The organism is Microbacterium meiriae (assembly GCF_032364335.1).
In the GTDB taxonomy this organism is placed as follows: domain Bacteria; phylum Actinomycetota; class Actinomycetes; order Actinomycetales; family Microbacteriaceae; genus Microbacterium; species Microbacterium meiriae.
In genome coordinates this window covers 666,457-687,308 of record NZ_CP133984.1, presented here as the reverse complement: position 1 = coordinate 687,308, position 20,852 = coordinate 666,457, and the positions used below count along the sequence as shown (strand labels likewise).

At 70.2% G+C, this 20,852-nt stretch carries 22 protein-coding genes and 2 tRNA genes; 7 read left to right on the top strand and 17 right to left on the bottom strand.

Annotation, left to right across the window (positions count from 1 at the left end):
- Positions 1–66: 66 nt before the first annotated feature.
- On the bottom strand, positions 67–1,797 hold the full coding sequence (locus RI211_RS03220; protein ID WP_315637201.1) for an L-aspartate oxidase: 1,731 nt from the start codon (positions 1,795–1,797) through the stop codon (positions 67–69).
- Positions 1,798–1,868: 71 nt separating this feature from the next.
- Between RI211_RS03220 and RI211_RS03215 the strand changes: the two genes are divergently transcribed.
- Positions 1,869–2,804, top strand: a complete 936-nt coding sequence (locus tag RI211_RS03215) for a LysR family transcriptional regulator (protein WP_370428368.1) — start codon at positions 1,869–1,871, stop codon at positions 2,802–2,804.
- A 77-nt stretch (positions 2,805–2,881) separates the two neighbouring features.
- Here the strand turns inward: RI211_RS03215 and RI211_RS03210 are convergent.
- From RI211_RS03210 to RI211_RS03145, 14 genes are all read right to left on the bottom strand, one after another.
- Positions 2,882–2,954: transfer RNA gene (locus RI211_RS03210), tRNA-Arg, on the bottom strand.
- A 77-nt stretch (positions 2,955–3,031) separates the two neighbouring features.
- Positions 3,032–3,616, bottom strand: a complete 585-nt coding sequence (locus tag RI211_RS03205) for an asparagine synthase (protein WP_187663254.1) — start codon at positions 3,614–3,616, stop codon at positions 3,032–3,034.
- A gap of 113 nt (positions 3,617–3,729) precedes the next feature.
- Positions 3,730–4,590 carry a hypothetical protein gene (locus RI211_RS03200; RefSeq protein WP_315637200.1) on the bottom strand — a complete coding sequence of 287 codons (861 nt, stop codon included), beginning with the start codon at positions 4,588–4,590 and terminating at the stop codon, positions 3,730–3,732.
- Positions 4,590–4,835 carry a hypothetical protein gene (locus RI211_RS03195; protein ID WP_315637199.1) on the bottom strand — a complete coding sequence of 82 codons (246 nt, stop codon included), beginning with the start codon at positions 4,833–4,835 and terminating at the stop codon, positions 4,590–4,592. The genes RI211_RS03200 and RI211_RS03195 overlap by 1 nt, the downstream gene beginning before the upstream one ends.
- A 101-nt stretch (positions 4,836–4,936) precedes the next feature.
- On the bottom strand, positions 4,937–5,596 hold the full coding sequence (locus tag RI211_RS03190) for a GntR family transcriptional regulator (RefSeq protein ID WP_315637198.1): 660 nt from the start codon (positions 5,594–5,596) through the stop codon (positions 4,937–4,939).
- A gap of 69 nt (positions 5,597–5,665) precedes the next feature.
- A complete protein-coding gene (locus RI211_RS03185) occupies positions 5,666–6,307 on the bottom strand; it encodes an NADPH-dependent F420 reductase (RefSeq protein ID WP_315637197.1) in 642 nt (213 codons plus the stop codon).
- 59 nt (positions 6,308–6,366) lie between these two features.
- On the bottom strand, positions 6,367–6,801 hold the full coding sequence (sufU, locus tag RI211_RS03180; RefSeq protein WP_187663249.1) for a Fe-S cluster assembly sulfur transfer protein SufU: 435 nt from the start codon (positions 6,799–6,801) through the stop codon (positions 6,367–6,369).
- Positions 6,798–8,105 (bottom strand): SufS family cysteine desulfurase, encoded by a 1,308-nt coding sequence (locus tag RI211_RS03175; protein ID WP_315637196.1) that lies wholly within the window; start codon positions 8,103–8,105, stop codon positions 6,798–6,800. Before RI211_RS03175 ends, sufU begins: the two co-directional genes overlap by 4 nt.
- Positions 8,106–8,248: 143 nt before the next feature.
- Positions 8,249–9,052: a DUF1206 domain-containing protein gene (locus tag RI211_RS03170; protein ID WP_315637195.1), complete on the bottom strand. Its 804-nt coding sequence runs from the start codon at positions 9,050–9,052 to the stop codon at positions 8,249–8,251.
- Positions 9,053–9,122: 70 nt separating this feature from the next.
- Complete coding sequence (locus RI211_RS03165; protein ID WP_315637194.1) at positions 9,123–9,758, bottom strand: GyrI-like domain-containing protein; 636 nt, start codon at positions 9,756–9,758, stop codon at positions 9,123–9,125.
- Between the two features lie 87 nt (positions 9,759–9,845).
- Positions 9,846–10,709 carry an AraC family transcriptional regulator gene (locus RI211_RS03160; RefSeq protein ID WP_315637193.1) on the bottom strand — a complete coding sequence of 288 codons (864 nt, stop codon included), beginning with the start codon at positions 10,707–10,709 and terminating at the stop codon, positions 9,846–9,848.
- A gap of 83 nt (positions 10,710–10,792) precedes the next feature.
- Positions 10,793–10,927, bottom strand: coding sequence for a methionine/alanine import family NSS transporter small subunit (locus tag RI211_RS03155; protein ID WP_187663244.1), 135 nt, complete (start codon positions 10,925–10,927; stop codon positions 10,793–10,795).
- Positions 10,924–12,543, bottom strand: a complete 1,620-nt coding sequence (locus RI211_RS03150) for a sodium-dependent transporter (RefSeq protein WP_280569294.1) — start codon at positions 12,541–12,543, stop codon at positions 10,924–10,926. The genes RI211_RS03155 and RI211_RS03150 overlap by 4 nt, the downstream gene beginning before the upstream one ends.
- A gap of 50 nt (positions 12,544–12,593) precedes the next feature.
- Positions 12,594–13,385 (bottom strand): SDR family NAD(P)-dependent oxidoreductase, encoded by a 792-nt coding sequence (locus RI211_RS03145; protein WP_315637192.1) that lies wholly within the window; start codon positions 13,383–13,385, stop codon positions 12,594–12,596.
- Positions 13,386–13,501: 116 nt separating this feature from the next.
- On the opposite strand from RI211_RS03145, the gene RI211_RS03140 reads away from it, so the two are divergent.
- Positions 13,502–13,993 (top strand): MarR family winged helix-turn-helix transcriptional regulator, encoded by a 492-nt coding sequence (locus tag RI211_RS03140; protein ID WP_187663241.1) that lies wholly within the window; start codon positions 13,502–13,504, stop codon positions 13,991–13,993.
- A gap of 66 nt (positions 13,994–14,059) precedes the next feature.
- Here the strand turns inward: RI211_RS03140 and RI211_RS03135 are convergent.
- Positions 14,060–14,148, bottom strand: a tRNA-Ser gene (locus tag RI211_RS03135).
- Between the two features lie 163 nt (positions 14,149–14,311).
- Here RI211_RS03135 and RI211_RS03130 point away from each other — a divergent pair.
- Positions 14,312–15,019 carry an ion channel gene (locus RI211_RS03130; RefSeq protein ID WP_315637191.1) on the top strand — a complete coding sequence of 236 codons (708 nt, stop codon included), beginning with the start codon at positions 14,312–14,314 and terminating at the stop codon, positions 15,017–15,019.
- A gap of 6 nt (positions 15,020–15,025) precedes the next feature.
- Here RI211_RS03130 and RI211_RS03125 read toward each other — a convergent pair whose 3' ends face one another.
- On the bottom strand, positions 15,026–16,030 hold the full coding sequence (locus RI211_RS03125) for a LacI family DNA-binding transcriptional regulator (protein WP_315637190.1): 1,005 nt from the start codon (positions 16,028–16,030) through the stop codon (positions 15,026–15,028).
- Positions 16,031–16,178: 148 nt separating this feature from the next.
- On the opposite strand from RI211_RS03125, the gene RI211_RS03120 reads away from it, so the two are divergent.
- Genes RI211_RS03120 through rhaS form a run of 4 tightly spaced genes read left to right on the top strand, consistent with a single transcriptional unit; the run spans position 16,179 to position 20,840 of the window.
- On the top strand, positions 16,179–17,696 hold the full coding sequence (locus RI211_RS03120; RefSeq protein WP_187663238.1) for a sugar ABC transporter ATP-binding protein: 1,518 nt from the start codon (positions 16,179–16,181) through the stop codon (positions 17,694–17,696).
- Positions 17,693–18,712 (top strand): ABC transporter permease, encoded by a 1,020-nt coding sequence (locus RI211_RS03115; protein WP_232089176.1) that lies wholly within the window; start codon positions 17,693–17,695, stop codon positions 18,710–18,712. Before RI211_RS03120 ends, RI211_RS03115 begins: the two co-directional genes overlap by 4 nt.
- The gene (locus RI211_RS03110) at positions 18,709–19,812 is read left to right on the top strand and encodes an ABC transporter permease (RefSeq protein WP_187663237.1); all 1,104 of its coding nucleotides are present in this window, start codon (positions 18,709–18,711) and stop codon (positions 19,810–19,812) included. The genes RI211_RS03115 and RI211_RS03110 overlap by 4 nt, the downstream gene beginning before the upstream one ends.
- The gene (rhaS, locus tag RI211_RS03105) at positions 19,809–20,840 is read left to right on the top strand and encodes a rhamnose ABC transporter substrate-binding protein (RefSeq protein ID WP_187663236.1); all 1,032 of its coding nucleotides are present in this window, start codon (positions 19,809–19,811) and stop codon (positions 20,838–20,840) included. Before RI211_RS03110 ends, rhaS begins: the two co-directional genes overlap by 4 nt.
- Positions 20,841–20,852 lie beyond the last annotated feature (12 nt).

Below are 20,852 nucleotides of genomic sequence, written 5' to 3'. Positions count from 1 at the left end.
GTCGAGACCCCGCCCTGCAGACGTCTGCAGGGCGGGGTCTCGACGCGAGAGCGGGGTCTCGGGGATCTACTCGACGAGCTTGCCGGTCGTATCGACGTCGCGCATGAGCTCGGCGATCTCGTCGGGGATCGCGGGGATCTCCTCGCGGGTCACCCCGGCGGACGGGGACCACACGAGGTTCACCTGCAGCGTGGGATCGGTGTCCGGGAAGTCGCTGCGGTTGTGGCATCCACGGGTCTCCCGACGCTCCCGCGCCGCCTCCAGCGTGGCCCGGGCGGCGAGCGCCGAGGCCTTGAGATCGAACGCGTGCGCGAGATCCTGGAAGCCGGCGATGTCCGGGTGGATGCCGATGTCCTCCATCCGCCCCTCGATCATGTCGAGGTCGGCGAGGCCCGCCTTCAGCCCCTCCTCCGACCGCACCACACCCGCATACTCCGTCATGAGGTTGCGGATCGCGCGCTGCAGCGCCCGCACGTTCTCGCGCCCCTCCGCGGCCAGGAGGTCGTCGATCTCGGCCCGCGCGGCGGCGACCGCTTCGGCCGACCGGCGTTGGGCGTCGAGCCCCGCCGCATGCGCCATGGCGGCCTGCCCGACGATCCGGCCGTAGACGAGCAGCTCGATGAGCGAGTTCCCGCCGAGACGGTTCGCGCCGTGGAGTCCGCTCGACGCCTCCCCGATCGCGTACAGCCCGTCGACGTCGGTCTGGTGGTCGTCCGGCCGCACCCACACGCCGCCCATCGAGTAGTGCGCGGTCGGCGCGATCTCGATCGGGTCCGCGGTGATGTCGAGCATCTGCAGCTCCATCATCGTCTGATAGACGCGCGGAAGCCGGGTCATGATGGTCTCGCGGGGCAGGTGCGACACGTCGAGCCAGACGCCGCCGTTCTCCGTGCCGCGTCCCTCCTGGATCTCCGTGTAGGCGGCGAGCGCGACACGGTCCCGAGTCGACAGCTCCATCCGCTCGGGGTCGTACTTCGCCATGAACCGCTCGCCCCGGGCATTGCGGAGGATGCCGCCCTCCCCGCGCGCGGCCTCGGAGATGAGGGTGCCGGCGGCGTTCTCGGGCTCGATGATCCCGGACGGATGGAACTGCACCAGCTCGGGGTCCCGGAGCCGGGCCCCCGCGTCCACAGCGAGCCGGAAGGAGTCTCCGGTGTTCTCGTCGCGGCGTGACGACGTACGGCGCCAGATGCGGTTGTGCCCGCCCGCGGCGAGGATCACGGCGTCCGCATGGATGAGATAGCGCGTGCCGTCCGCCTGATCGAAGCCGTAGGCGCCGAAGATGACGTTGTCGCGCACGAGCAGGCGCGTGATGTAGACGTTGTCGAGGATGGGCACGTCGAGCTGCTCGGCCCGGGCGACCAGCGTCCGCTGGATCTCCAGGCCGGTGTAGTCGCCGGCGAAGGCGGTGCGCCGGTAGGTGTGCGCACCGAAGAAGCGCTGCGAGATGCGGCCATCGCCCTCGCGCGCGAAGTCCATGCCCCAGCGCTCGAGATCGCGGATACCGCGCTCAGCCCCCTGGGTGACGATCTGGACGGTGTGGGGGTTGGCGAGGAGATAGCTCTCCTTGATCGTGTCCGCCGCGTGCTGCTGCCAGCTGTCCTCGGCGTCCATGGTGCCGAGGGCCGCGTTGATGCCGCCCGCGGCGAGCGATGTGTGGGCGTCCTGCCGCGGGCGCTTGCCGACGGCGAGCACGTCGAAGCCGTGCTCGGCCACCTCGATCGCGGCGCGGAGCCCGGAGCCTCCGGTGCCGATCACGAGGACCGTGGTGGAGATCTGACGTTCGGGTGCATTCATGCTCTCGACGCTAGTTAGGCGATCCTAATAACTCCAATGCATAGTTCGTCTGGAAACCATGCGGGTACGCTATGGATATGAACCTCGAGCAGCTCCGCGGGTTCGTCGAAGTCGCCCGCCTCGGCCACTTCACCCGCGCCTCCGAGCACCTCCACCTCGCCCAGCCGTCGCTGAGCCGTCAGATCTCGACCCTCGAACGCGAGCTCGGCGCCGAGCTGTTCCATCGCGCGCGCGGCCACATCGCCCTGACGGCGGCCGGGGAGACGGTCCTCCCTCGCGCGCAGCGCATGCTCGCCGAAGCCGACGCCATCCGCGACGAGGTGGCCGAGCTCGCCGGGCTCCGCCGTGGACGGGTGCGACTCGGCGCCCCGCCCACCCTGTGCATCAGCCTCGTGGCGGAAGCTCTCAGCTCGTTCCATGCCACCCACCCCGGCATCGATCTGCACCTCACGGAGGGCGGCTCTCGCCTGCTCGTCGAGCAGCTCGCGGTCGGCGCGGTCGACATCGCCCTCGTGACCCAGTCCGAGGGTCCGGTGCCGGCAGGGGTCAGCCTCACGCACGTCCCGCTGCTCGCCGAGGAGCTCGTGGTGATCTCGTCGGCGGCGGCCCCTCCGGTGACCCACGGCTCGTCCGTGAGCCTGGCGCACCTCGCCACGCTCCCGCTCATCCAGTTCGACGAGAGCTACGAACTGCGCGCCGCGATGGACGCCGTCTTCCGGGCCGCCGATCTCACCCCGACCCTCGCGCTGGAGGGCGCGGAGATGGATGCGGTGCTGCGCTTCGTCGAGCGCGGCGTCGGCGTCGCGGTGGTCCCGGCGATGGTGCTGTACGAACGCCCCGCACTGCGATCCGCGCGTCTCGCCCACCCCGCGATGTCCCGGACGATCAGCCTCGCCCACCGCTCCGACGTGACGCCCGCCGTCGCGGTCGCCGCGATGCGGTCGGCGATCATGGCGACGGCGGCCGACCTCGCGGAACGCGATCCCGCTATCACCAGCCTGCTCTGACCGCGGCACCTGCCCCCGGACAGCGAAAACCCCCGCCGCTTCCGCGACGGGGGTTTCCGTACTGTCTCAACACAGTGTGCGCCTCGAGGGACTCGAACCCCCAACCTTCTGATCCGTAGTCAGATGCTCTATCCATTGAGCTAGAGGCGCAGGACCCGCGGTGCTTTACCGCTCAGCGGGCCGACGACCAGCCTACAACAGACGAGACCGGAAAGCGAAACGAGGGCTCACTCCCCCTTCGCGGCCACCTTCTCCTGCTTCTTCCGCCGCTTCTCCCTGGCCCGCTGCTGCGAGGAGAGCGCCTGCAGGTCGACGAGCCGCAGTGCCTGCATCCGCGCCTCACGCATACGTGCGTAGTCGGGATCCTGATCGGGTCGCATGCCCTCGACGCGCAGTCGACGGTCGAGGTTGTGCCGCACGTCGGCCCAGGCCGCCGCGCGCGCCTCCTCGACGATGCTCTCCAGCTGGGCACGGTCATCCATCATCTCGCGCAGACGCTGCGCGACGCCGAGCGACTGCTTCGCCCGCCTCCGGAGATTGCGCACATCGCGGTCGCGGTAGTCGTGGGTGCCGACCGGGTCGGAATGCCGACCGCGGGCGCGCTTGCGCAGCGCGGTGACCGTGGCCGCCGCCTCCTCCGACTCCTCGGCCATCGCGCCGAGAGCAGCCCTGGCATCCTCGACGTACTTGTCGAGGTCGAAGACGCCGTCCTCGGCGATGGTGCCGATGAGGATGTGATTCTTCACGGCGAGGCGCGCAGCGGCCGTCGCGATCGCGACGCCTTCGGCGATGGCATCCGCAGTCCGTCCCACCGGCACCTCCTTCTCTCGAGCGTACCGGTACCGATGCCGCACAGTCTCGGCCGGATTGGCTCCGGATCAGCATGCCGCACACCTCCGACATCGAAGTCCGTGTCGAGCCGGGGCTAGCGGACGACCCCGACCCAGATACCGGAGGCCCAGGTCTGCTGCTCGCCGGAGCACCCGACCGAACCCGGGAAGCCGCGGACGACGGCCATGCAGTTGGCCAGGAACTCCGGATCGCCGCCGAACATCGTCGCGTAGGCGCCGGACGAGGTGAGGGCACCCCAGACCCGGAACTGATGGATGTGGGCGAGCTCGTGCGCCATCGCCCAGTTCAGGCGTCCGTCGCTCCACCCGGTGATGTCGGCACGGTATTTGATGTAGCCGTTGCTGTTGGCGCAGGCCGGCGCTGTGCCGCCCGCACACGACGACGACTCGTACAGCCCGACGCCCCCGCCGCCCACCCGGTCGAGGGCCGCGCGCACCCGCGCATAGCCGTCCGGCCCGCTCGACGTCCACGCGGGCCCGCCGGGACCGGCGCTCTGCGATGCCTGCCACCCTGCGACCTCGGTGCCGACCTTCTGCGTGAGCGCTTCGACCGTCGCGGTCGCCGCGACCACGGTGTCGGGATCGTGGCGCTCGGCGCGCACCGTCTCCTGAGCCGACCGGGCGGACGCGAGATGCGCCGCGGTGTCGACCTTGCCGTCCGCACCACGGAGGACGGCCGCGAGCGTCGAGAGCTCCTCGAGGAACGCGGGACGCACGGCCAGCACGGCGGCCCGATCCGCGGTGTCCTGCTCGGCCTGCGCGACGGCGCCGGACAGGTGGTCGGTGCGCTGCGCGGCGTCGTGCGATCGCTCGGCCAGAACGGAGAGCTGCGCCAACGCCTCCGCCCGCTCGTGGTCCAGCGCGTCGGCCCGGGCGACGACGGCCGCCGCGAGGAGCACGGCCACCGACACCGTCACCGCCAATTTCCGGCGCATCACGGCAGGAAGCCCGTCGTGTCCGAGAGATCGGTGTCCTGCTCAGCGATACGGGACCGGAGTTCGGTGAGACGCTCCGCGAGGGCGAGGTTCTCCGTCTGCGACTCGTCGAGCACGTCCTCGATCCGAGCGATCTCGGCCTTCACAGCGGCGACGTCCGCGGCACGCTCCTGGTCGGCCATGACGAGGAGCGCAGCACCGCCGAGCAGGAGGATTCCCCCGACGACGACAGCAAGATTTCGCATCTCGCTTCCCAGGACAGCGCGAACAGACCGGACCGACTCCGACCGGACAAGGATACAACCGGCCTTCCGCGCGGTGGGGGTGTCTTCGCAGACGGACGCGCTCAGCCGGTCACAGTCTGCGCCAGCCGTCGTTCGGCTGCCGAATGTCCGCTGGCCAGGTGAGCGGGGACCATCCGGCGCACCGCCTCGACGTCCCGCGCGGCGACGGCCTCGAGGATGACGCGGTGCTCGTCCGCCATCGCCGCCAGATCGTCGTGCTGTCCGAACAGCCACCGCAGGCGGGTCAGGAACACCGCGATGAGCTCGCCCAGCATCTCGTTGCCCGCCAGATCGACGGCGATCTCGTGGAACGCCGCCGCCGCTGTGCGCGCGGTCTCGGCGTCTCCTGCCCGCGCCGCCGCAGCCTCGCGCTCATAGGCATCCCGCAGGCGTGCGAGCCCGGCGGCGTCATGCCGCTCGGCCGCGAAGACGAAGATGAGGGTCTCGATCGCCTCCCGCACCTCGGCGAAGTTGCGGATGTCGTCATGGGTGAACTCCCGCACGACCGCCCACGTCCGCGGTCGTGCGACCACCACGCCCTCCGCGACCAGGGTCCTGATCGCCTCCCGCACCGGGAGACGCGACACCTGCAGCTCGGCGGCGATGTCCCGTTCCACGAGACGCGATCCCGGAGGGCGTCGCCCGAGCACGATGTCGTCTCGGAGGATCCTCGTGACCCTGACCGACTCGAGTTCCCCGCCTACCCCCACAGCCCCCGCCATCCGGGCATTCTCGCACCCCGGCCCGGGATTGGCCAAGTTTGGTATCCCAGACCGGAGGCGCGAGCCGACTCAGGGCAGACGGTTCGCCCGCGCGACGTTCGCGGTCAGCTCTTCCGCGTTCTGCCGGACGACGTACGCCGGACGGTCGCGCTCGACCCGCCACGACTCGCTGAGCGGGCCGACGTTGACCGTGTCGAAGCCGGCCTCGTCGTAGAAGCGGGTCACGAAGGCCACAGCCTCGGCGTCATCACCCGCGGTGGCCAGCGCCCGACGGTTCGGCGTACCGGCCGGAGTCCCGTCGGTCGTGATGTCCGCGGCGTAGATGTGGTTGAACGCCTTGGCGATCTTCGACTCCGGAAGCTGCGCCTGCACGAGCTCGGACGTGGTGGTCTCGCCCTTGTCGAGCGCCTCGATGTGCCCGTCGCGTTCGAAGTAGTAGTTGTTCGTGTCGAGCACGATCTTCCCGGCGAGCTGTGCGGCGGGAAGCTGATCGATCGCGTGCAGCGGCACTGTCACCACGGCCACGTCCGCTGCGGCGGCCGCTTCCTCCGCCGTCGCCGCCTTCGCGTGCGGCCCGAGCTCTGCGACGAGGTCGGCCAAGGTCTCCGGCCCTCGCGAGTTCGCGATCACGACGTCATAGCCGTTGGCCACCGCCACTCGGGCGACCTGGCTGCCGATGTTGCCTGCTCCGATGATTCCGAGAGTTGTCATGCTCGGGCCAACGTCTGCCGCCCGACGCTATTCCCGGTCCGAGACAGGAGCGGACGAGGTCAGAGGCGCGTGAGCGCGTCCTCGGCCGCCACCCAGGCGAGCATGGCGCACTTCACGCGAGCCACATACCGGGAGACCCCGCCGAGGGCCGCGGCGTCGCCGAGCAGCTCCTCGTCCGGCTCGATCGTGCCCCGGGAGCGCATCGCCTCGCGGAAGGCCGCGATGCGCACCTCGAGCTCGTCCACGGTGAGGCCTTCGGCGAGCTCGGCGAGCAGGGAGGCGGACGCCTGGGAGATGGCGCACCCGTGTCCTTCCCACGCGATCGCCTCCACGTCGCCGTCGGCGCCGCGATGCACCTGCAGGGTGATCTCGTCGCCGCAGGTCGGGTTGAGCTGATGCGACTGCGCCGCGATCTCCTCGCGGAGCCCGAAGCCGTGCGGCGTGCGCGAGTGGTCGAGGATCAGCTCCTGGTACAGGCTCTGCAGGTCGCTCATGCGCCCCTCCCGAAGAACGCGATCGCCCCGGCGACCGCCTCGATGACGGCATCCACCTCGGACGCTGTCGTGTACAGATAGGCGCTCGCCCTCGTCGACGAGGTCACACCGAGCCGGCGGTGCAGCGGCTGCGCGCAGTGGTGCCCGACGCGCACGGCGATGCCCTGGTCGTCGAGGAACTGCCCGACGTCGTGCGAGTGGATCCCGGCGACGTCGAAGCTTGCGAGCCCCACGCGCGGCAGCTCGATGCCCGCACCCAGGACCCGCACGCCGTCGATCGCCCCGAGCCCGTCGACGAGTCGCTGCCCGAACGCGGCCTCGTGCGCGGCGATGCGATCCATCCCCACCGCGGAGAGGTAGTCGACCGCGGCGGCGAGCCCGATCGCCTGGGACACCCGCTGCGTGCCCGCTTCGAAGCGCTGCGGTGGAGGCAGGTATTCGGCCTCGGTCGTCGTGACCGTCGTGATCATCGAGCCGCCGGTGAGGAACGGGGGCATCGCGGTGAGGACCTCGCGCCGGCCGTACAGGGCGCCGATGCCGGTGGGCCCGAGCATCTTGTGGCCGGAGAGGACGGCGAGATCGACCCCGAGCGCGTGGAGGTCCAGCGGCAGGTGCGGAGCCGACTGGCAGGCATCGAGCAGCGTGAGGGCACCGACCTCCCTGGCCAGCGCGACGAGGGTCTCGACGGGGTTGATCACGCCCAGCACATTCGACACATGGGTGAAGGCCACGAGCTTCGTCCGCTCCGAGATGAGCTCCGCGGCCGCATCCAGCCGGAGGGCCCCGTCGTCGTCGAGCGGGATGACCCGGAGCGTGGCCCCGGTGCGCGCGGCGAGCTCCTGCCACGGGATGAGGTTGGCGTGGTGCTCCATCTCGGTGGTGACGATCTCGTCCCCCTCGCGGAGCCGGAGGCCTGCGGCGGCGGCACCACCCCGGCCGAGCGAGGCATTGGAGAGGGAGTAGGCGACGAGATTGAGGGCCTCGGTGGCGTTCGAGGTCCAGACGATCTCGTCGTCGTCGGCGCCCACGAACCGGGCGAGCGTGCTGCGGGCATCCTCGAACAGCTCGGTCGCCTCTGCCGCGAGCGTGTGGGCGCCGCGGTGGACGGCCGCGTTCATTGTGGTGGCGAAGCGGCGTTCGGCGTCGAGCACGGACTCCGGGCGCTGTGACGTCGCGCCCGAGTCGAGGTACGCCAGGGGGTGGCCGTGCACGCGGGTGTGCAGGATCGGGAAGTCCTCGCGGATCCGCTGCACCTCGGTCTCGGTCAGCGGGGTGATCACGTCGACTCCGGGAGAAGCGCTCATCGTTCCAGTCTCCCATCTTCCGCGTGGCCCGGGTCCGGCTCCGGGCGGGCACAGCTTCGGAGACGGGACGAGACACCCCGGGCCGTGCGACTACCGAGCGGCGCGTCGGCGACGATCTCCGAAGTCGTGCACGGGCGGAAGGACTAGGACATGCGGGCGAGACGGGCCCGCACGATGCAGAAGGCGCCGTACAGCGCGAAGCCGACGCCGACCGCCCCGAGGATGAGGCGGCCGAACGGCAGGGTGAGGAGACTGTGCAGGGCGGCGTCGAGCCCTGCGGCGCGCTCCGGATCCTGCGTCACAGCGGCCACCACGAACAGCACGCCGGTGACTCCCACCGCGATGCCCTTGCCGATGTAGCCCACGATGCCGAGGGCCATCACTCCGGCACGGGCGGCTCCGGTCGGCACGTCGATGAGCTTGCGGAAGGAGCGCATGACCCCGCCGACGATGAAGCCGATGCCGACACCGATGACGCTGAGACCGATCACCACGAGCAGCGCCACCCCGCCGGGCGCGGACAGGACCACCTGGCTCAGGGTCTTCGAGGCGTCGGAGGACTCCGCCCGGCCGCCCACGGCGTAGACGAGCGCCAGGCCGGCGATCACGAGGTACGTGCCGGAGATGCCGAAGAGCTTGAGACGCTTGCCCCACTTCTTCGTCTCGGCGGGGTCGGCGGCGAGGAACCCGCTCGCCACCTGCCACACGGCGAGCGCGAGGAGGCCCACGGCGATCGCGAGCAGCAGCAGTCCCCCGACCGGGTTGTTGCGCACCTGCTCCATCGCGCCGTCCTGGTCGGCGTCACCCGACCCGCCCGCGGCGATCGTGATGGCGATCGCGCCGATGATGATGTGGATGACGCCGAGGACGACGAAACCCGCGCGGGCGGTCCGCCGGAACGCGGTGGAGTCCTTCGCCACGCGCGCCGCATGCTTGACGGTGCTCATGCTCGAAGAGTATCTGCCGCCGACCGCCGGAATCAGGGGGTTGCTTTCCGGACGCCCGGTGCGGAAGCGCTCAGGTGATCCGTTCGACCGGCTGCCGCAAGATGGTGCACAGCTTCTCCGGGGCTGTGCGACGACGGTCGCTGAGGTAGATCTCGTGGTGCCGCCCGCGCAGCCGCAACCCGTTCTCCGGGACGAAGCGCTCGTGCAGCTCCTCCAGCACGGGGCCCTCGTCGTCGAACGGCCCGACGTGCAGCGTCTGCACGCACAGGCCCTCGTCGAGTACCTCCCGCCGGACGGCGGCCAGCGCCGGGAGCTCTTCCCCCTTCTTCGCGACCTTGGCTGCGACGGTCTCGACGGCGCGGTCGAAGAGGGCGGGAGTGACGTGGTCGCCCACCATGATCATGAGCGTCCAGAGCCACGTCGACTTGTCGCGTCGCGTGGTGAACGAGGCCATGTCGGGCGCATGCCACAGGCCTTCCAGAGGCATGACGACCTGATCGATGCCGAGCTCGGCCCGACTGGCGAACTTGAGCGTGTACGCAAGGGGGTAGAGCGCCGCGACCGCATCGAAGAAGGCCGGAGCGGTGTTCGGATCTCCGGCGCCGTCGACCATCAGATAGGTCAGTGGCGGCACGTCGAGGATCCGGAAGGTCCCCCGTTTCGCCTGGTACGCATCGAGCGTCTTCTTCGGATCGGTCGCCGTCATGGCCTGCCCCCGCTTCGTCGTCGTGCGGTCAGTGTGCCCCAGAGCACCGACATCGGGTCGAGCCCCACGGGCCGACCCGATCCACGGTCAGCTCTGCTCGACGGGGAGCCAGAGCTCACAGGAGGCCGTGTCGCCGGTGAACTCCCGGTAGCGGACGATCGAGGGCCCGGGTCGCAGCCGCCACGGGTTCGACGGGAACCACTCGGTCGCCGTCGCCGCCCACAGATTCTGCAGAGTCTCCGGAAACGGGCCGCTCGCGCCGAACACGGCCCACGTGCCCTCCGCCACGCGCAGGGTGTCGAGCTCGTCCGGAACCGCGGTGTCGTCGCGCACGGCCACCCCGTGCAGGTAGGTCAGCGGCGTCCCCTCCGGGGCATCCGGATCGATGTCGGCGGTCACGGCGAGGATGCCCGCGGGCTCCTCGTTGCCGAGCGCCTTGAGGCGGGCGTGCTCCTCCGGCGGGATGGCGGCGATGTGCGCCTGGATGTGCGGATTGACGCCGACGTGGATGAGCGGGACCTCCGCGGCATGACCGACGAGGGCGAACGCGGGGCGGTGGGTGATGGTGACATCCATCGGGGTGCTCCCTTCGACGCTCAGGCGGAACCGGAGCGTAGGTTGTGTGCGGAGAGGACCCCCGTGCCGACGCGCGTCCGCCGGCCCGATGCCGTGCACGGCGCGGAACGCCCGGGCGAACGCCTCGGTCGAGCCGTAGCCGTGCCGAACGGCGACATCGAGCAGACTCGGTGCACCGGCGGCGAGCTCCGCACCCGCGAGCGTCATCCGACGACGCCGCACGTATTCGGTCAACGGCACCCCGGCGAGCGCCGAGAACATCCGGCGCAGGTGGTACTCGGTGGTGCCGTGCGCGCGGGCGAACGCGGCGACGTCGATCTCCTGACCGCTGTCCGCGTCGACGAGGTCGACCAGGGCGTTGAGCGTGCCGATCACGGGGGTCCTCCTTTCCCCACCATCGTGTCGCCGCAGCCCTCCCGGCACCCGATCGTCCCGGTCCGATGCGATCGGGTCGGAGATCAGAGCTCGGTCGGCACCGCCGGCTCGGCGTCCTCCACCTCGGGGTGCCGAGCGAGGTTCACGACGGCGGCGATGAGGCCGCCCCACACCGTGACCATGGCGATGATCATCATGACGATCGCAGTGGTGGTCATGCCCCTGCTCCCTTCGTCTGCGCGGCCGGGACGGCGATGCTCGTCGTCTCCGGATCGGCGGCGTACTCCTCCTGGTCCAGGAAGTCGTCGTAGCCGACGTCGTCCTTGGCGCGGGAGCGCCTGCTCCACGGCACCAGCGACAGCAGTACTCCGCCGACCACCAACGCGATGACCATGCCCCAGCCGAACACGCCGAGGAACCAGCCGGGGTAGCCGCTGTACGGCTCCGCGATCTTCGTCAGGAGTTCGGTGATCAGCAGGTACCCGAGCACGAGCGGGGCCAGCACGCCCACGAGCAGGCGCCAGAGGAGGCCGACGCGGAAGCTCGAACGGCGGTTCAGGTGCTCCTGCAGCTGCGGCAGCTTGTGCAGCACCCAGGCCACGACGATCACCGCGACGAGGGCGACCGCCATGATGCCGAAGGCGTTGACGAAGGCATCAGTGGTGTCGAGTACCGACAGCGCGGTGGTGGTGGAGAACAGCGCGGCGGAGATGATGGCCAGCGGGATCGAGACGACGAGGGTGGTGCGCACCCGCGCCCAGCCGAGCTTGTCCTGCAGTGCCGCGACGATCACCTCCAGGATCGAGATCATCGAGGTGATCCCGGCGAAGACGAGGGCGCCGAAGAACAGCACGCCGATGATCGACCCGCCGGTCGCCTGGGACACGATCGTCGGGAACGCGACGAAGGCGAGGCCGATGCCCGAGGTCGCGACGCCGGAGACATCCGTGCCCTGCGCCTGTGCCATGAACCCGAGGGCCGCGAACACGCCGATGCCGGCGAGGATTTCGAAACCGGAGTTGGCGAACGCGACCACGAGGCCCGAGCCGGTGAGGTCGGTCTTGCGCTTCAGGTACGAGGCGTAGGTCACCATGATCCCGAAGGCGACAGACAGCGAGAAGAAGATGTGCCCGTAGGCGGAGGCCCACACGGCCGGGTCGGCGAGTGCCTCCCAGTTCGGCGTGAAGAAGGCGTTGAGACCGTCCAGGGCGCCGGGGAGGAAGAGGGCCTGCACCACGAGCACGGCGAACATGAGGGTGAGCAGCGGCATCAGGATCATGTTGGCGCGACCGATGCCGCGCTTGACGCCGAGGGCCATGATGACGATGACGATCAGCCACACCGCGATCAGCGGGAGGCCCACCTGCGGCACGAACTCCCCGGACAGACCGACCTCCGCGACATCGGCCGACTGCAGGAAGTCGACGAAGAAGAAGTCGTTCTCGTTGCCCGCTCCCCAGGTGAGCTGGGCCGAGAACCAGGTGTACATGCCGGCCCACGCGACGATCACGGCGTAGTACACCGCGATGACGACGCAGATCAGCACCTGCCACCACCCCAGCGGTTCGGCGGCCCGGTGCAGGCGTCGGAACGCGAGCGGCGCGGAGCCCCGGAACCGGTGGCCGATCGCGTAGTCCAGGAACAGCAGCGGGATGCCGGCCGTCAACAACGCACACAGATACGGGATGAGGAACGCACCGCCGCCGCCCTCGTAGGCGACGTACGGGAAGCGCCAGATGTTCCCGAGACCCACGGCCGAGCCGATCGCCGAGAGGATGAACACGTTCCGCGAGCCGAAGGCCTCGCGCTGCGGCGTCTGGGTGGGTCTAGGCATGCCCGCGAGGATACCGGAAGCCATGGGCCCCGGCGAGTGACGCGCTCGGGTCAGAGCATCGCCGTCAGCACGCCCCCATCCGCCCGCAGCGCGGCGCCGTTCGTCGCGGAGGCCCGGACGCTGGAGAGGTAGACGACGAGGTCCGCGACCTCGGTCGGATCGAGGAAGCGCTCCAGGAGTGTGGTCGCGTTCTGTCCGATGATCGCCTCTTTCATCACGTCCACGGAGACGGACTGGGCTGCTGCGACGACGGCGACGCTCGCCGCGACGCCCTCCGAGTATGTCGGGCCACCCAGGACGGTGTTGACCGTCACGCCGGTGCCGCGGGTGAGCTTGGCCAACCCGTTGCCGAGCGCGATCATCGCCGCCTTCGTCACGCCGTAGTGCACCATGTCGGCCGGGACGTTGACGCCGGACTCGCTGCTGACGAAGACGATCCGCCCCCAGCCCCGTTCCCGCATCCCCGGCAGGAGAGCTCGGGAGAGGCGCACGCCGCTCATCACGTTCACCTCGAAGTAGCGCGCCCAGTCCTCGTCGGCGACGTCCGCGAAGTCGGCGAGTCCGAAGAGGCCGACGTTGTTGATGAGGATGTCGACGTCGCCGAGCCGCTCCGTCAGCCGCGCCACCTGCGACGGATCGGTGAAGTCCGCGGCGATCCCGGACACGGTCACCTCGGGATGAGCGAGGGCCAGGACGCGCACCGCCGCGTCGACGCGTCCCTCGTCACGACCGTTGATCACGACATCGACCCCCTCGGCAGCGAGAGCGGACGCGACCGCATAGCCGATCCCCTGGCTCGACCCGCTGATGAACGCCCTCTTGCCGCGCAGCCCCAGTTCCATCCGTCTCCCTCTCGCTTCAGCGGACCTCCCGCATGACTTGCCTGCGCAAGTCATACTAGCCACTGTTCACTTTCCTAAGCAAGCGAAGAGCATGGCTCAACCGCTACGGTGGAGGAATGTCGCCGCTCTCCCCCGCCCCCTTGAACGCCGAAGAGATGGACGTCTGGTCGGCACTCGCGACGCTCCTCGAACGGCTCCCGGCGGCCCTCGACGCGCAGTTGCAGCGGGACAGCGGGCTCACCCACTTCGAGCACGGGATCCTCTTCGCCCTCGATTCGGCGCCGGAGCGCACCCTCCGCCTCAGCGTCCTCGCCGGCTACGCGAACAGCACGCTGTCCCGGCTCTCCCGCGCCATCACTCGCCTGGAGGCGAAAGGCTGGGTCCGACGCGAAGTCGACGCGGAGGACGGGCGCTTCACCCTCGGCATCCTCACCGACGCCGGCCATCGGAAGGTCGAGGAGTCGACTCCCGCCCACCAGGCCCTCATCCGCCGCGTCGTCTTCGATGCCCTCACACCGGCGCAGGCGCGGCAGCTCGGTGCGGCCAGCCGGAAGATCTCCGCCGCACTCTCCCCTGATCCGACCTGGATGCCCGGGACGCAGGCGTGAGGAGGACAGCCCCGCAGCCGGGAACACGAAAGCCCCGGCGAGCGGACTCGTCGGGGCTTCTCCGTGCGGAGACGAGGGGATTTGAACCCCTGGTCCCCGTGAGGGGACTCCACCTTAGCAGGGTGGTGCACTAGGCCGGACTATGCGACGTCTCCAGGCATCCGGCTCGAGAGCACGGATGCACCCCACCATCATAACGGGTCCGACGCGTGGTCACGAACCGCCGGTCTCGGGACGCTCCCCGGCGCGGGCCGGCCGCCCTGCGATACTGGCCGCACGTTGCGAGGGCCCGCCCCCGCGGACGCGAGAGGAGACGCCATGTCCGAGCCATCGGGAGCGCACGTCCGCGCGGGATTCGCCGCCCCGGCCGACCCGAGGCGCGGTGCCCTCGGCTATGCCGCGGTGCTCGCCCTCCTCATCGTCTCGTACGGACTGTGCGCGGCCCAGCCCGGCACGGTTCCCAGCCCCTGGGCGTTCCTGGCGATGCTGGTCACGGTCGCGATCGTGTTCCGCGTGACCAGGGCCCGCGCCCTCGTGCAGCGGGTGTCGTGGGTCGTGCTCTCGGCCGCCGGGCTCGCTGCCCTCCTCGCGGCGTTCTTCGCCACGGACAGTCCGGCCCTCGCCGTCGCCCTCTCCGCCGCCTCCATGATCGCGCTGCTGGTCGCGCCGTGGGCCATCATCGCGCACCAGGTCACCCGCCGAGGCCTCGACGTCGAGGCGCTCCTGGCCGCGGTGACCGCGTACATCCTCGTGGGCATGTTCTTCGCCTTCGTCTACAACCTGCTGTCGCTGCTGCTGCCGACCCCGCTGTTCGGCGATGCGGCGAGCGATTCGCTCGGCAATCAGCTCTTCTTCTCGTTCACCGCCCTGACGACGACGGGCTACGGCAACCTCGTCCCCGTCGGATCGGGGGTGCAGGCGGTGGCCATCGCCGAGGGGATCACCGGGCAGCTCTTCCTCATCACCGCCGTGGCGCGCATCATGCGGGGCGCCAGCGCCCAGCGCTCCACGCCGACGCCGGCCTGACCGCGGTCACTCCCCGGTGGTCGAGCGGCGGGCGACGAGCTCCGGCCGGAACAGCACGTGCTCCGGCGCGGGCGCCACGTCGTCCTGGCCCCGCAGCAGCAGGTCGACCGCGGTGGAGCCGATCAGCGCGGCCGGCTGCCGCACCGAGCTGAGCGGGATCACGGCGGCCGCGGCGAAGTCGATGTCGTCGTAGCCGACGAGCGCGATGTCCTCGGGGACCCGGGCATCGCCGGTCATCACCAGGCTCTGCAGGAGGCCGAGGGCCAGGAGATCGTTCGCCGCGAAGACGGCGTCCGGCCGGTCCCCCGCGGCACGGTCGAGGATCTGCGCCCCGGCGCGCCGCCCCTCCTCGACGGTGAGCGCGGAGGTCGCGATGAACTCCAGCCCGACCCCTGCCGCTGCCGCCGCGGCCTGCGCGCCGCTCAGGCGATCGGAGACCTGGCGCAGCGCGACCGGGCCGCCGACGAAGGCGATCCGGCGACGGCCGACCCCGAGCAGGTGCTCCGTCGCGATGCGTCCGCCCTCGACGTCGTCGACGGCGACGGAGGCGAACCGCTCATCCTGCGATTCCCGGTCGACGAGGACGGCGTGCGTACCGCGCTCATGCATCCGCACCAGCCGCGGCAGGGACTCCGCCACCGGCGTGACGAGCACACCCGTCACCCGCTGCTCCTCGAAGAGGTCCAGGTGCATCGCCTCGCGGTCCTGCTTCTCGTCGCTGTTCGCGACGAGGACGGAGAGTCCGTGCTGGTCGGCGCGCTCCTCGGCCCCGCGGATCACCTCGGCGAAGAACGGGTTCCGGATGTCGAGCACGACGAGCCCGATCGTGCGGCTGCGCCCGGCACGGAGCTGCCGCGCCGCGTCGTTGCGCACGAACCCGAGACGGTCGATGGACGCCTGTACACGAGCGACGGTCTCCGCAGCCACCTTCTCCGGCCGGTTGAGCACGTTCGACACGGTCCCGACGGAGACACCCGCGTCCTCGGCGACCTCCCGCACACTGACGGCCATCGCGCCCTCCCTCCGGTTCCCGCCGCTGAAACGACTCATCCGCGGGGATCGCCTCAGACTCTCACGCCGTATTGACACGCGTCAACACAGCCCCTAGTCTCAACTCCATCAGGGTTTGAAACGATTCATTCCCTCAATGGAGAGAGAAATGATGTCCTCACCCACGACGGCGCCCGTGCTCGAGCTCGCCGACGTCCAGAAGGCCTTCGGGTCGGTGATCGCCCTGCGCTCCGGCACCATCGCCGTCCACCCCGGTTCCATCCATGCGCTCGTCGGCGAGAACGGTGCCGGCAAGTCGACCCTCGTGAAGATCGTCGCCGGTCTCTACCAGCGCGACGGCGGAGTCTTCCGCCTCCGCGGCGAGGACGTCGACTTCACCTCGACCGCGCAGTCGAAGGCCGCCGGCGTCGCGGTGATCTACCAGGAGCCGACACTCTTCCCCGACCTCTCCGTCACCGAGAACATCTTCATGGGCCGTCAGCCGGTCGGGCGGTTCGGACGGATCGATCGCAAGGCCATGCGCCACGAGGTCGAGCGGCTCTTCACCCGCCTCGGCGTCACGATCGACCCCGACCGTCCCGCCGAGGGCCTGTCGATCGCGGACCAGCAGGTCATCGAGATCGCCAAGGCCGTCTCCCTCGACGCCACGCTGCTCATCATGGACGAGCCCACCGCGGCACTGTCCGGCGTCGAGGTGGAGCGTCTGTTCGCGATCGCCCGGAGCCTGCGCGACGAGGGCCGCGGCCTCATCTTCATCTCGCACCGGTTCGACGAGGTGTTCGCGCTCTGCGACACCGTGACGGTCATGCGGGACGGCGCGTACATCGCGACCTCCGCCATCGCCGAGACCACCGTGGACGAGCTCGTCCATCAGATGGTGGGTCGCGAGGTGTCCGAGCTGTTCCCGAAGCAGGAGGCGACGATCGGCGAACCGTTGCTCGAGGTCGAGGGGCTGACCAGCCCCGGCCTCTTCCACGACATCTCCTTCTCCGTCCGCGCCGGCGAGATCGTCGGACTGGCCGGCCTCGTCGGCGCCGGACGCAGCGAGGTCGCCCGCGCCGTCTTCGGCGTGGACGGGTACCGCGAGGGCAGCGTGCACATGAAGGGGCGCCGTATCCGCGCCCGGCGCCCGGTGGACGCCATGCGCGCCGGGCTCGCCCTCGTCCCCGAGGATCGCCGCAAGCAGGGCCTCGTCATCGAAGCCGGCGTCGGCGGCAACATCACCCTCGCGATCCGTCGGCGCCTCGCCCGCCTCGGCCTGCTCACCACGGCGATGGAGAACCGTGCCGCCCGGGAGTGGGCCTCGCGGCTGGAGGTGAAGACGCACGCGCTCGACACCGTCGCCGCCACGCTCTCCGGCGGCAACCAGCAGAAGGTCGTGCTCGCGAAGTGGCTCGCGACGCAGCCGCAGGTGCTCCTCATCGACGAGCCCACCCGCGGCATCGACGTCGGCACCAAGTCCGAGGTGCACCGTCTGCTGTCCCAGCTCGCCGGTCAGGGCATGGGGATCCTGATGATCTCGTCCGAGCTGCCCGAGGTCCTCGGCATGGCCGACCGCGTGCTCGTGATGCGCGAGGGTCGCATCACGGCCGAGATCCCCCGCTCGGAGGCCACCTCCGAGAACGTCATGTTCGCCGCGACGCACGCATCGGAGCTCAGCTCGTGACCACCGCCATCCCCGTCTCCGCGCTCACCAAGCGCATCTCCGGTCTCGGCAGAGCCCGCGAGTTCGGCATCCTCCTGGCCCTCGTGCTCGTGGTGACCGCCGCGACCCTCAACAACCCCAAGTTCTTGTTCAGCGCCGACGGCTGGCGCGACCTGCTGCTGACGCCCTCGATCCTCGTGCTCGTCGCGGTGGGACAGGCCATCGTCCTCATCACGCGGAACGTCGACCTGTCCGTGGGTTCCGTCATGGGCCTGACCGCGTACCTGACCGGTCGGCTCTTCATCGACATCCCGGGCATCCCGATCGTGCTGGTCGTGGTCGCCGCCGTGGTGCTCGGCGCCCTCCTCGGCCTCATCAACGGCGCCCTCGTCGCGTACGCCAAGGTGCCGGCGATGGTCATCACCCTCGGCACCCTCTACGCCTACCGCGGCATCAACGTGCTGTGGACCGGCAGCGACCGCGTGAACGCGTCCGACATGCCGCGCGACTTCCTGGCTCTGGGCACGGGCCAGCTCCTCGGCATCCCGATCCTCGCGATCGTCGCGGTCCTCGTGCTCGCCGTCGCCGCCTGGTACATGAAGAACACCCGCGGCGGCCGGGAGTTCTACGCGATCGGCTCCGACCCGGCGGCGGCCGAGCTGTACGGCCTGCGTGTCACCCGCCGCGTGCTCACCGCTTTCGTCCTGTCGGGGGCCCTCGCCGGACTCGCCGGCGTCTTCTACGCGGCCCGCTACGGCACCATCAACTCCCAGGCGGGAGCGGGATGGGAGCTGGACGCGGTGGGCGCGGCCGTCATCGGCGGCGTCGCGATCACCGGCGGCATCGGCTCGGTCTGGGGCGCGGCGATCGGCGCCGTCCTCCTGCTGACCATCAACCGGGCGCTGCCGATCCTCGGCATCCCTGACTTCTGGCAGCGTGCCGTCGTCGGCCTGCTCATCATCGGCGCCATCGTGCTCGACCGCGTGCTCGCGGTACGGCAGAGACGGCGGCTCATCGAGGCGAGGGACGAATCATGACCACCGCGACCGCCACCGCGACCACCCGCGTCATCCGCGACTACGACAAGCCCCTGTGGCGTCGCCTCCTGCTCACCCGCGAGGCCGCGATCGTGGGTCTGCTCCTGCTCGTCGCGATCGTCTCGGCGTCCAGCATCCGCGGGTTCGGACAGCCCATCACGCTGACCTACCTGCTGCTCGACATCGCCCCGATCCTGCTGATCGCCCTGCCGATGACCCTCATCATGATCACCGGTGAGATCGACCTCTCGGTGGGCAGCATGGTCGGACTGTCCAGCGTCGTCACCGGCGCGCTGGTGCAGGCGGGGATCCCTTTCGAGCTCGCGGCCCTCGCCGCCCTCGTCGTGGGCGTGGTCGGCGGAGCGTTCAACGGCTTCCTCGTGACAGTCGTCGGCCTGCCCTCGCTCGCCGTCACGATCGGCACACTCGCGCTCTTCCGCGGCCTCGCCGTCGGGCTGCTCGGCACGGCGGCCGTCACCGACTTCCCGGAGTTCTGGACGGCTCTCGCCAAGGCGAAGATCGCCGGGACCCCCATCCCCGTCATCACGATCCCGTTCCTCGTGCTCGTCGCGGTCTTCTCGGTCCTGCTGCACTTCACGCCGTTCGGCCGCGGGGTGTACGCGATCGGTCTGTCGAAGGACGCGGCCCACTTCTCCGGTGTGCACGTCGAGCGCACGAAGCTCATTCTGTTCGTGCTGTCCGGGGCGGTCGCCGCGTTCGCCGGCATCTTCTACACGCTCCGCTACGGCAGCGCCCGCGGCGACAACGCCACCGGCCTCGAGCTCCAGGTCATCGCGGCCGTCGTGCTCGGCGGCGTGTCGGTGTTCGGCGGTCGCGGCAAGATCTACGGCGTCATCGCCGCCGCCTTCCTCATCGGAGCGCTCGCGAGTGCACTCCGCCTGGTGAACGTCACCTCCGACGTCATCAACATCATCACCGGCACGCTCCTCGTGATCTCGGTGGTGGCCGCAAGCTTCCTGGCCTGGCTGCAGAAGGCACGCCGCCGACCGGGCAGACCCCCCGCCGGTGCCGCCACAGCGACGAAGGCACCGATGGACGCCGCATCCGCGGCATCTCCCGACGAAAGGAACGAACAATGACGTTTGCACGCAAGCGTGTCACCGCCTTCGCCGCCCTCGCGGTGGCGGCGGCGGTCGCACTCACCGGCTGCGCCGGCTCCACCGACGGCGGAGGAGACGGCGGCGGCGACGGGTCGGACGCCTCGATCACTTTCCTGCCCAAGAACCTCGGCAACCCGTACTTCGACACGTCCAGCGAGGGCGGCAAGAAAGCCGTCGAGGAGTTCGGCGGCACGTTCTCCGAGGTCGGCCCGGCCGAGGCCACGCCCGACGCCCAGGTCAGCTACATCAACACGGCCACGCAGCAGGGAGTCGGCGCCCTCGTCGTCTCGGCCAACGACCCGCAGGCCATCTGCGACGCGTTGAACGAGGCCAGGGACGCCGGCGTCAAGGTCGTCACCTTCGACTCCGACACCAACACCGACTGCCGCGACCTGTTCATCAACCAGGCCGACTCCGAAGGCATCGCGAAGGTGCAGATCGACCTCATCGCCGAGCAGATCGGCGGCGCCGGGGAGATCGCCATCCTCTCCGCCTCGGCCAACGCCACGAACCAGAACGCCTGGATCGAGCTGATGGAGGAGTACGTCGCCAGCGAGTACCCCGACATCACGATCGTGGAGACGGTCTACGGCGACGATGACGACCAGACGTCGTTCGACAAGACGGCCGCGCTGCTGCAGACCCACCCCGACCTCAAGGGCATCGTCTCGCCCACCACGGTCGGCATCGCCGCCGCGGCGCGCTACCTGTCGACGTCCGACTTCAAGGGCCAGGTCGCGCTGACCGGCCTCGGCACGCCCAACCAGATGCGCGAGTACGTGGAGGACGGCACAGTCACCGCCTTCGCGCTGTGGAACCCGGCCGACCTCGGCTACCTGGCCGCCTACGCCGCGCAGGCCCTGATCGCGGGTGACATCACCGGTGAGGAAGGCGACACCTTCGAGGCCGGCGACCTCGGCGAGTACACCGTCGGCGCCGACGGCGTCGTCCTGCTGGGCGACCCGTTCGTGTTCGACGCCGACAACATCGGCGACTTCGACTTCTGAGTCGCCCTCCGG

Bases quoted from the DNA above. Each gene is read 5' to 3' on its own strand.
- RI211_RS03120 (WP_187663238.1), top strand. From the start codon at position 16,179: ATGATGTCCTCACCCACGACGGCGCCCGTGCTCGAGCTCGCCGACGTC.
- RI211_RS03220 (WP_315637201.1), bottom strand. From the start codon at position 1,797: ATGAATGCACCCGAACGTCAGATCTCCACCACGGTCCTCGTGATCGGC.
- RI211_RS03150 (WP_280569294.1), bottom strand. From the start codon at position 12,543: ATGCCTAGACCCACCCAGACGCCGCAGCGCGAGGCCTTCGGCTCGCGG.
- RI211_RS03200 (WP_315637200.1), bottom strand. From the start codon at position 4,590: ATGCGCCGGAAATTGGCGGTGACGGTGTCGGTGGCCGTGCTCCTCGCG.
- RI211_RS03145 (WP_315637192.1), bottom strand. From the start codon at position 13,385: ATGGAACTGGGGCTGCGCGGCAAGAGGGCGTTCATCAGCGGGTCGAGC.
- RI211_RS03215 (WP_370428368.1), top strand. From the start codon at position 1,869: ATGGATATGAACCTCGAGCAGCTCCGCGGGTTCGTCGAAGTCGCCCGC.
- RI211_RS03165 (WP_315637194.1), bottom strand. From the start codon at position 9,758: ATGACGGCGACCGATCCGAAGAAGACGCTCGATGCGTACCAGGCGAAA.
- RI211_RS03125 (WP_315637190.1), bottom strand. From the start codon at position 16,030: ATGGCCGTCAGTGTGCGGGAGGTCGCCGAGGACGCGGGTGTCTCCGTC.
- RI211_RS03190 (WP_315637198.1), bottom strand. From the start codon at position 5,596: ATGGCGGGGGCTGTGGGGGTAGGCGGGGAACTCGAGTCGGTCAGGGTC.
- RI211_RS03140 (WP_187663241.1), top strand. From the start codon at position 13,502: ATGTCGCCGCTCTCCCCCGCCCCCTTGAACGCCGAAGAGATGGACGTC.
- RI211_RS03175 (WP_315637196.1), bottom strand. From the start codon at position 8,105: ATGAGCGCTTCTCCCGGAGTCGACGTGATCACCCCGCTGACCGAGACC.
- RI211_RS03185 (WP_315637197.1), bottom strand. From the start codon at position 6,307: ATGACAACTCTCGGAATCATCGGAGCAGGCAACATCGGCAGCCAGGTC.
- sufU (WP_187663249.1), bottom strand. From the start codon at position 6,801: ATGAGCGACCTGCAGAGCCTGTACCAGGAGCTGATCCTCGACCACTCG.
- RI211_RS03195 (WP_315637199.1), bottom strand. From the start codon at position 4,835: ATGCGAAATCTTGCTGTCGTCGTCGGGGGAATCCTCCTGCTCGGCGGT.
- RI211_RS03130 (WP_315637191.1), top strand. From the start codon at position 14,312: ATGTCCGAGCCATCGGGAGCGCACGTCCGCGCGGGATTCGCCGCCCCG.
- RI211_RS03110 (WP_187663237.1), top strand. From the start codon at position 18,709: ATGACCACCGCGACCGCCACCGCGACCACCCGCGTCATCCGCGACTAC.
- RI211_RS03170 (WP_315637195.1), bottom strand. From the start codon at position 9,052: ATGAGCACCGTCAAGCATGCGGCGCGCGTGGCGAAGGACTCCACCGCG.
- rhaS (WP_187663236.1), top strand. From the start codon at position 19,809: ATGACGTTTGCACGCAAGCGTGTCACCGCCTTCGCCGCCCTCGCGGTG.
- RI211_RS03155 (WP_187663244.1), bottom strand. From the start codon at position 10,927: ATGACCACCACTGCGATCGTCATGATGATCATCGCCATGGTCACGGTG.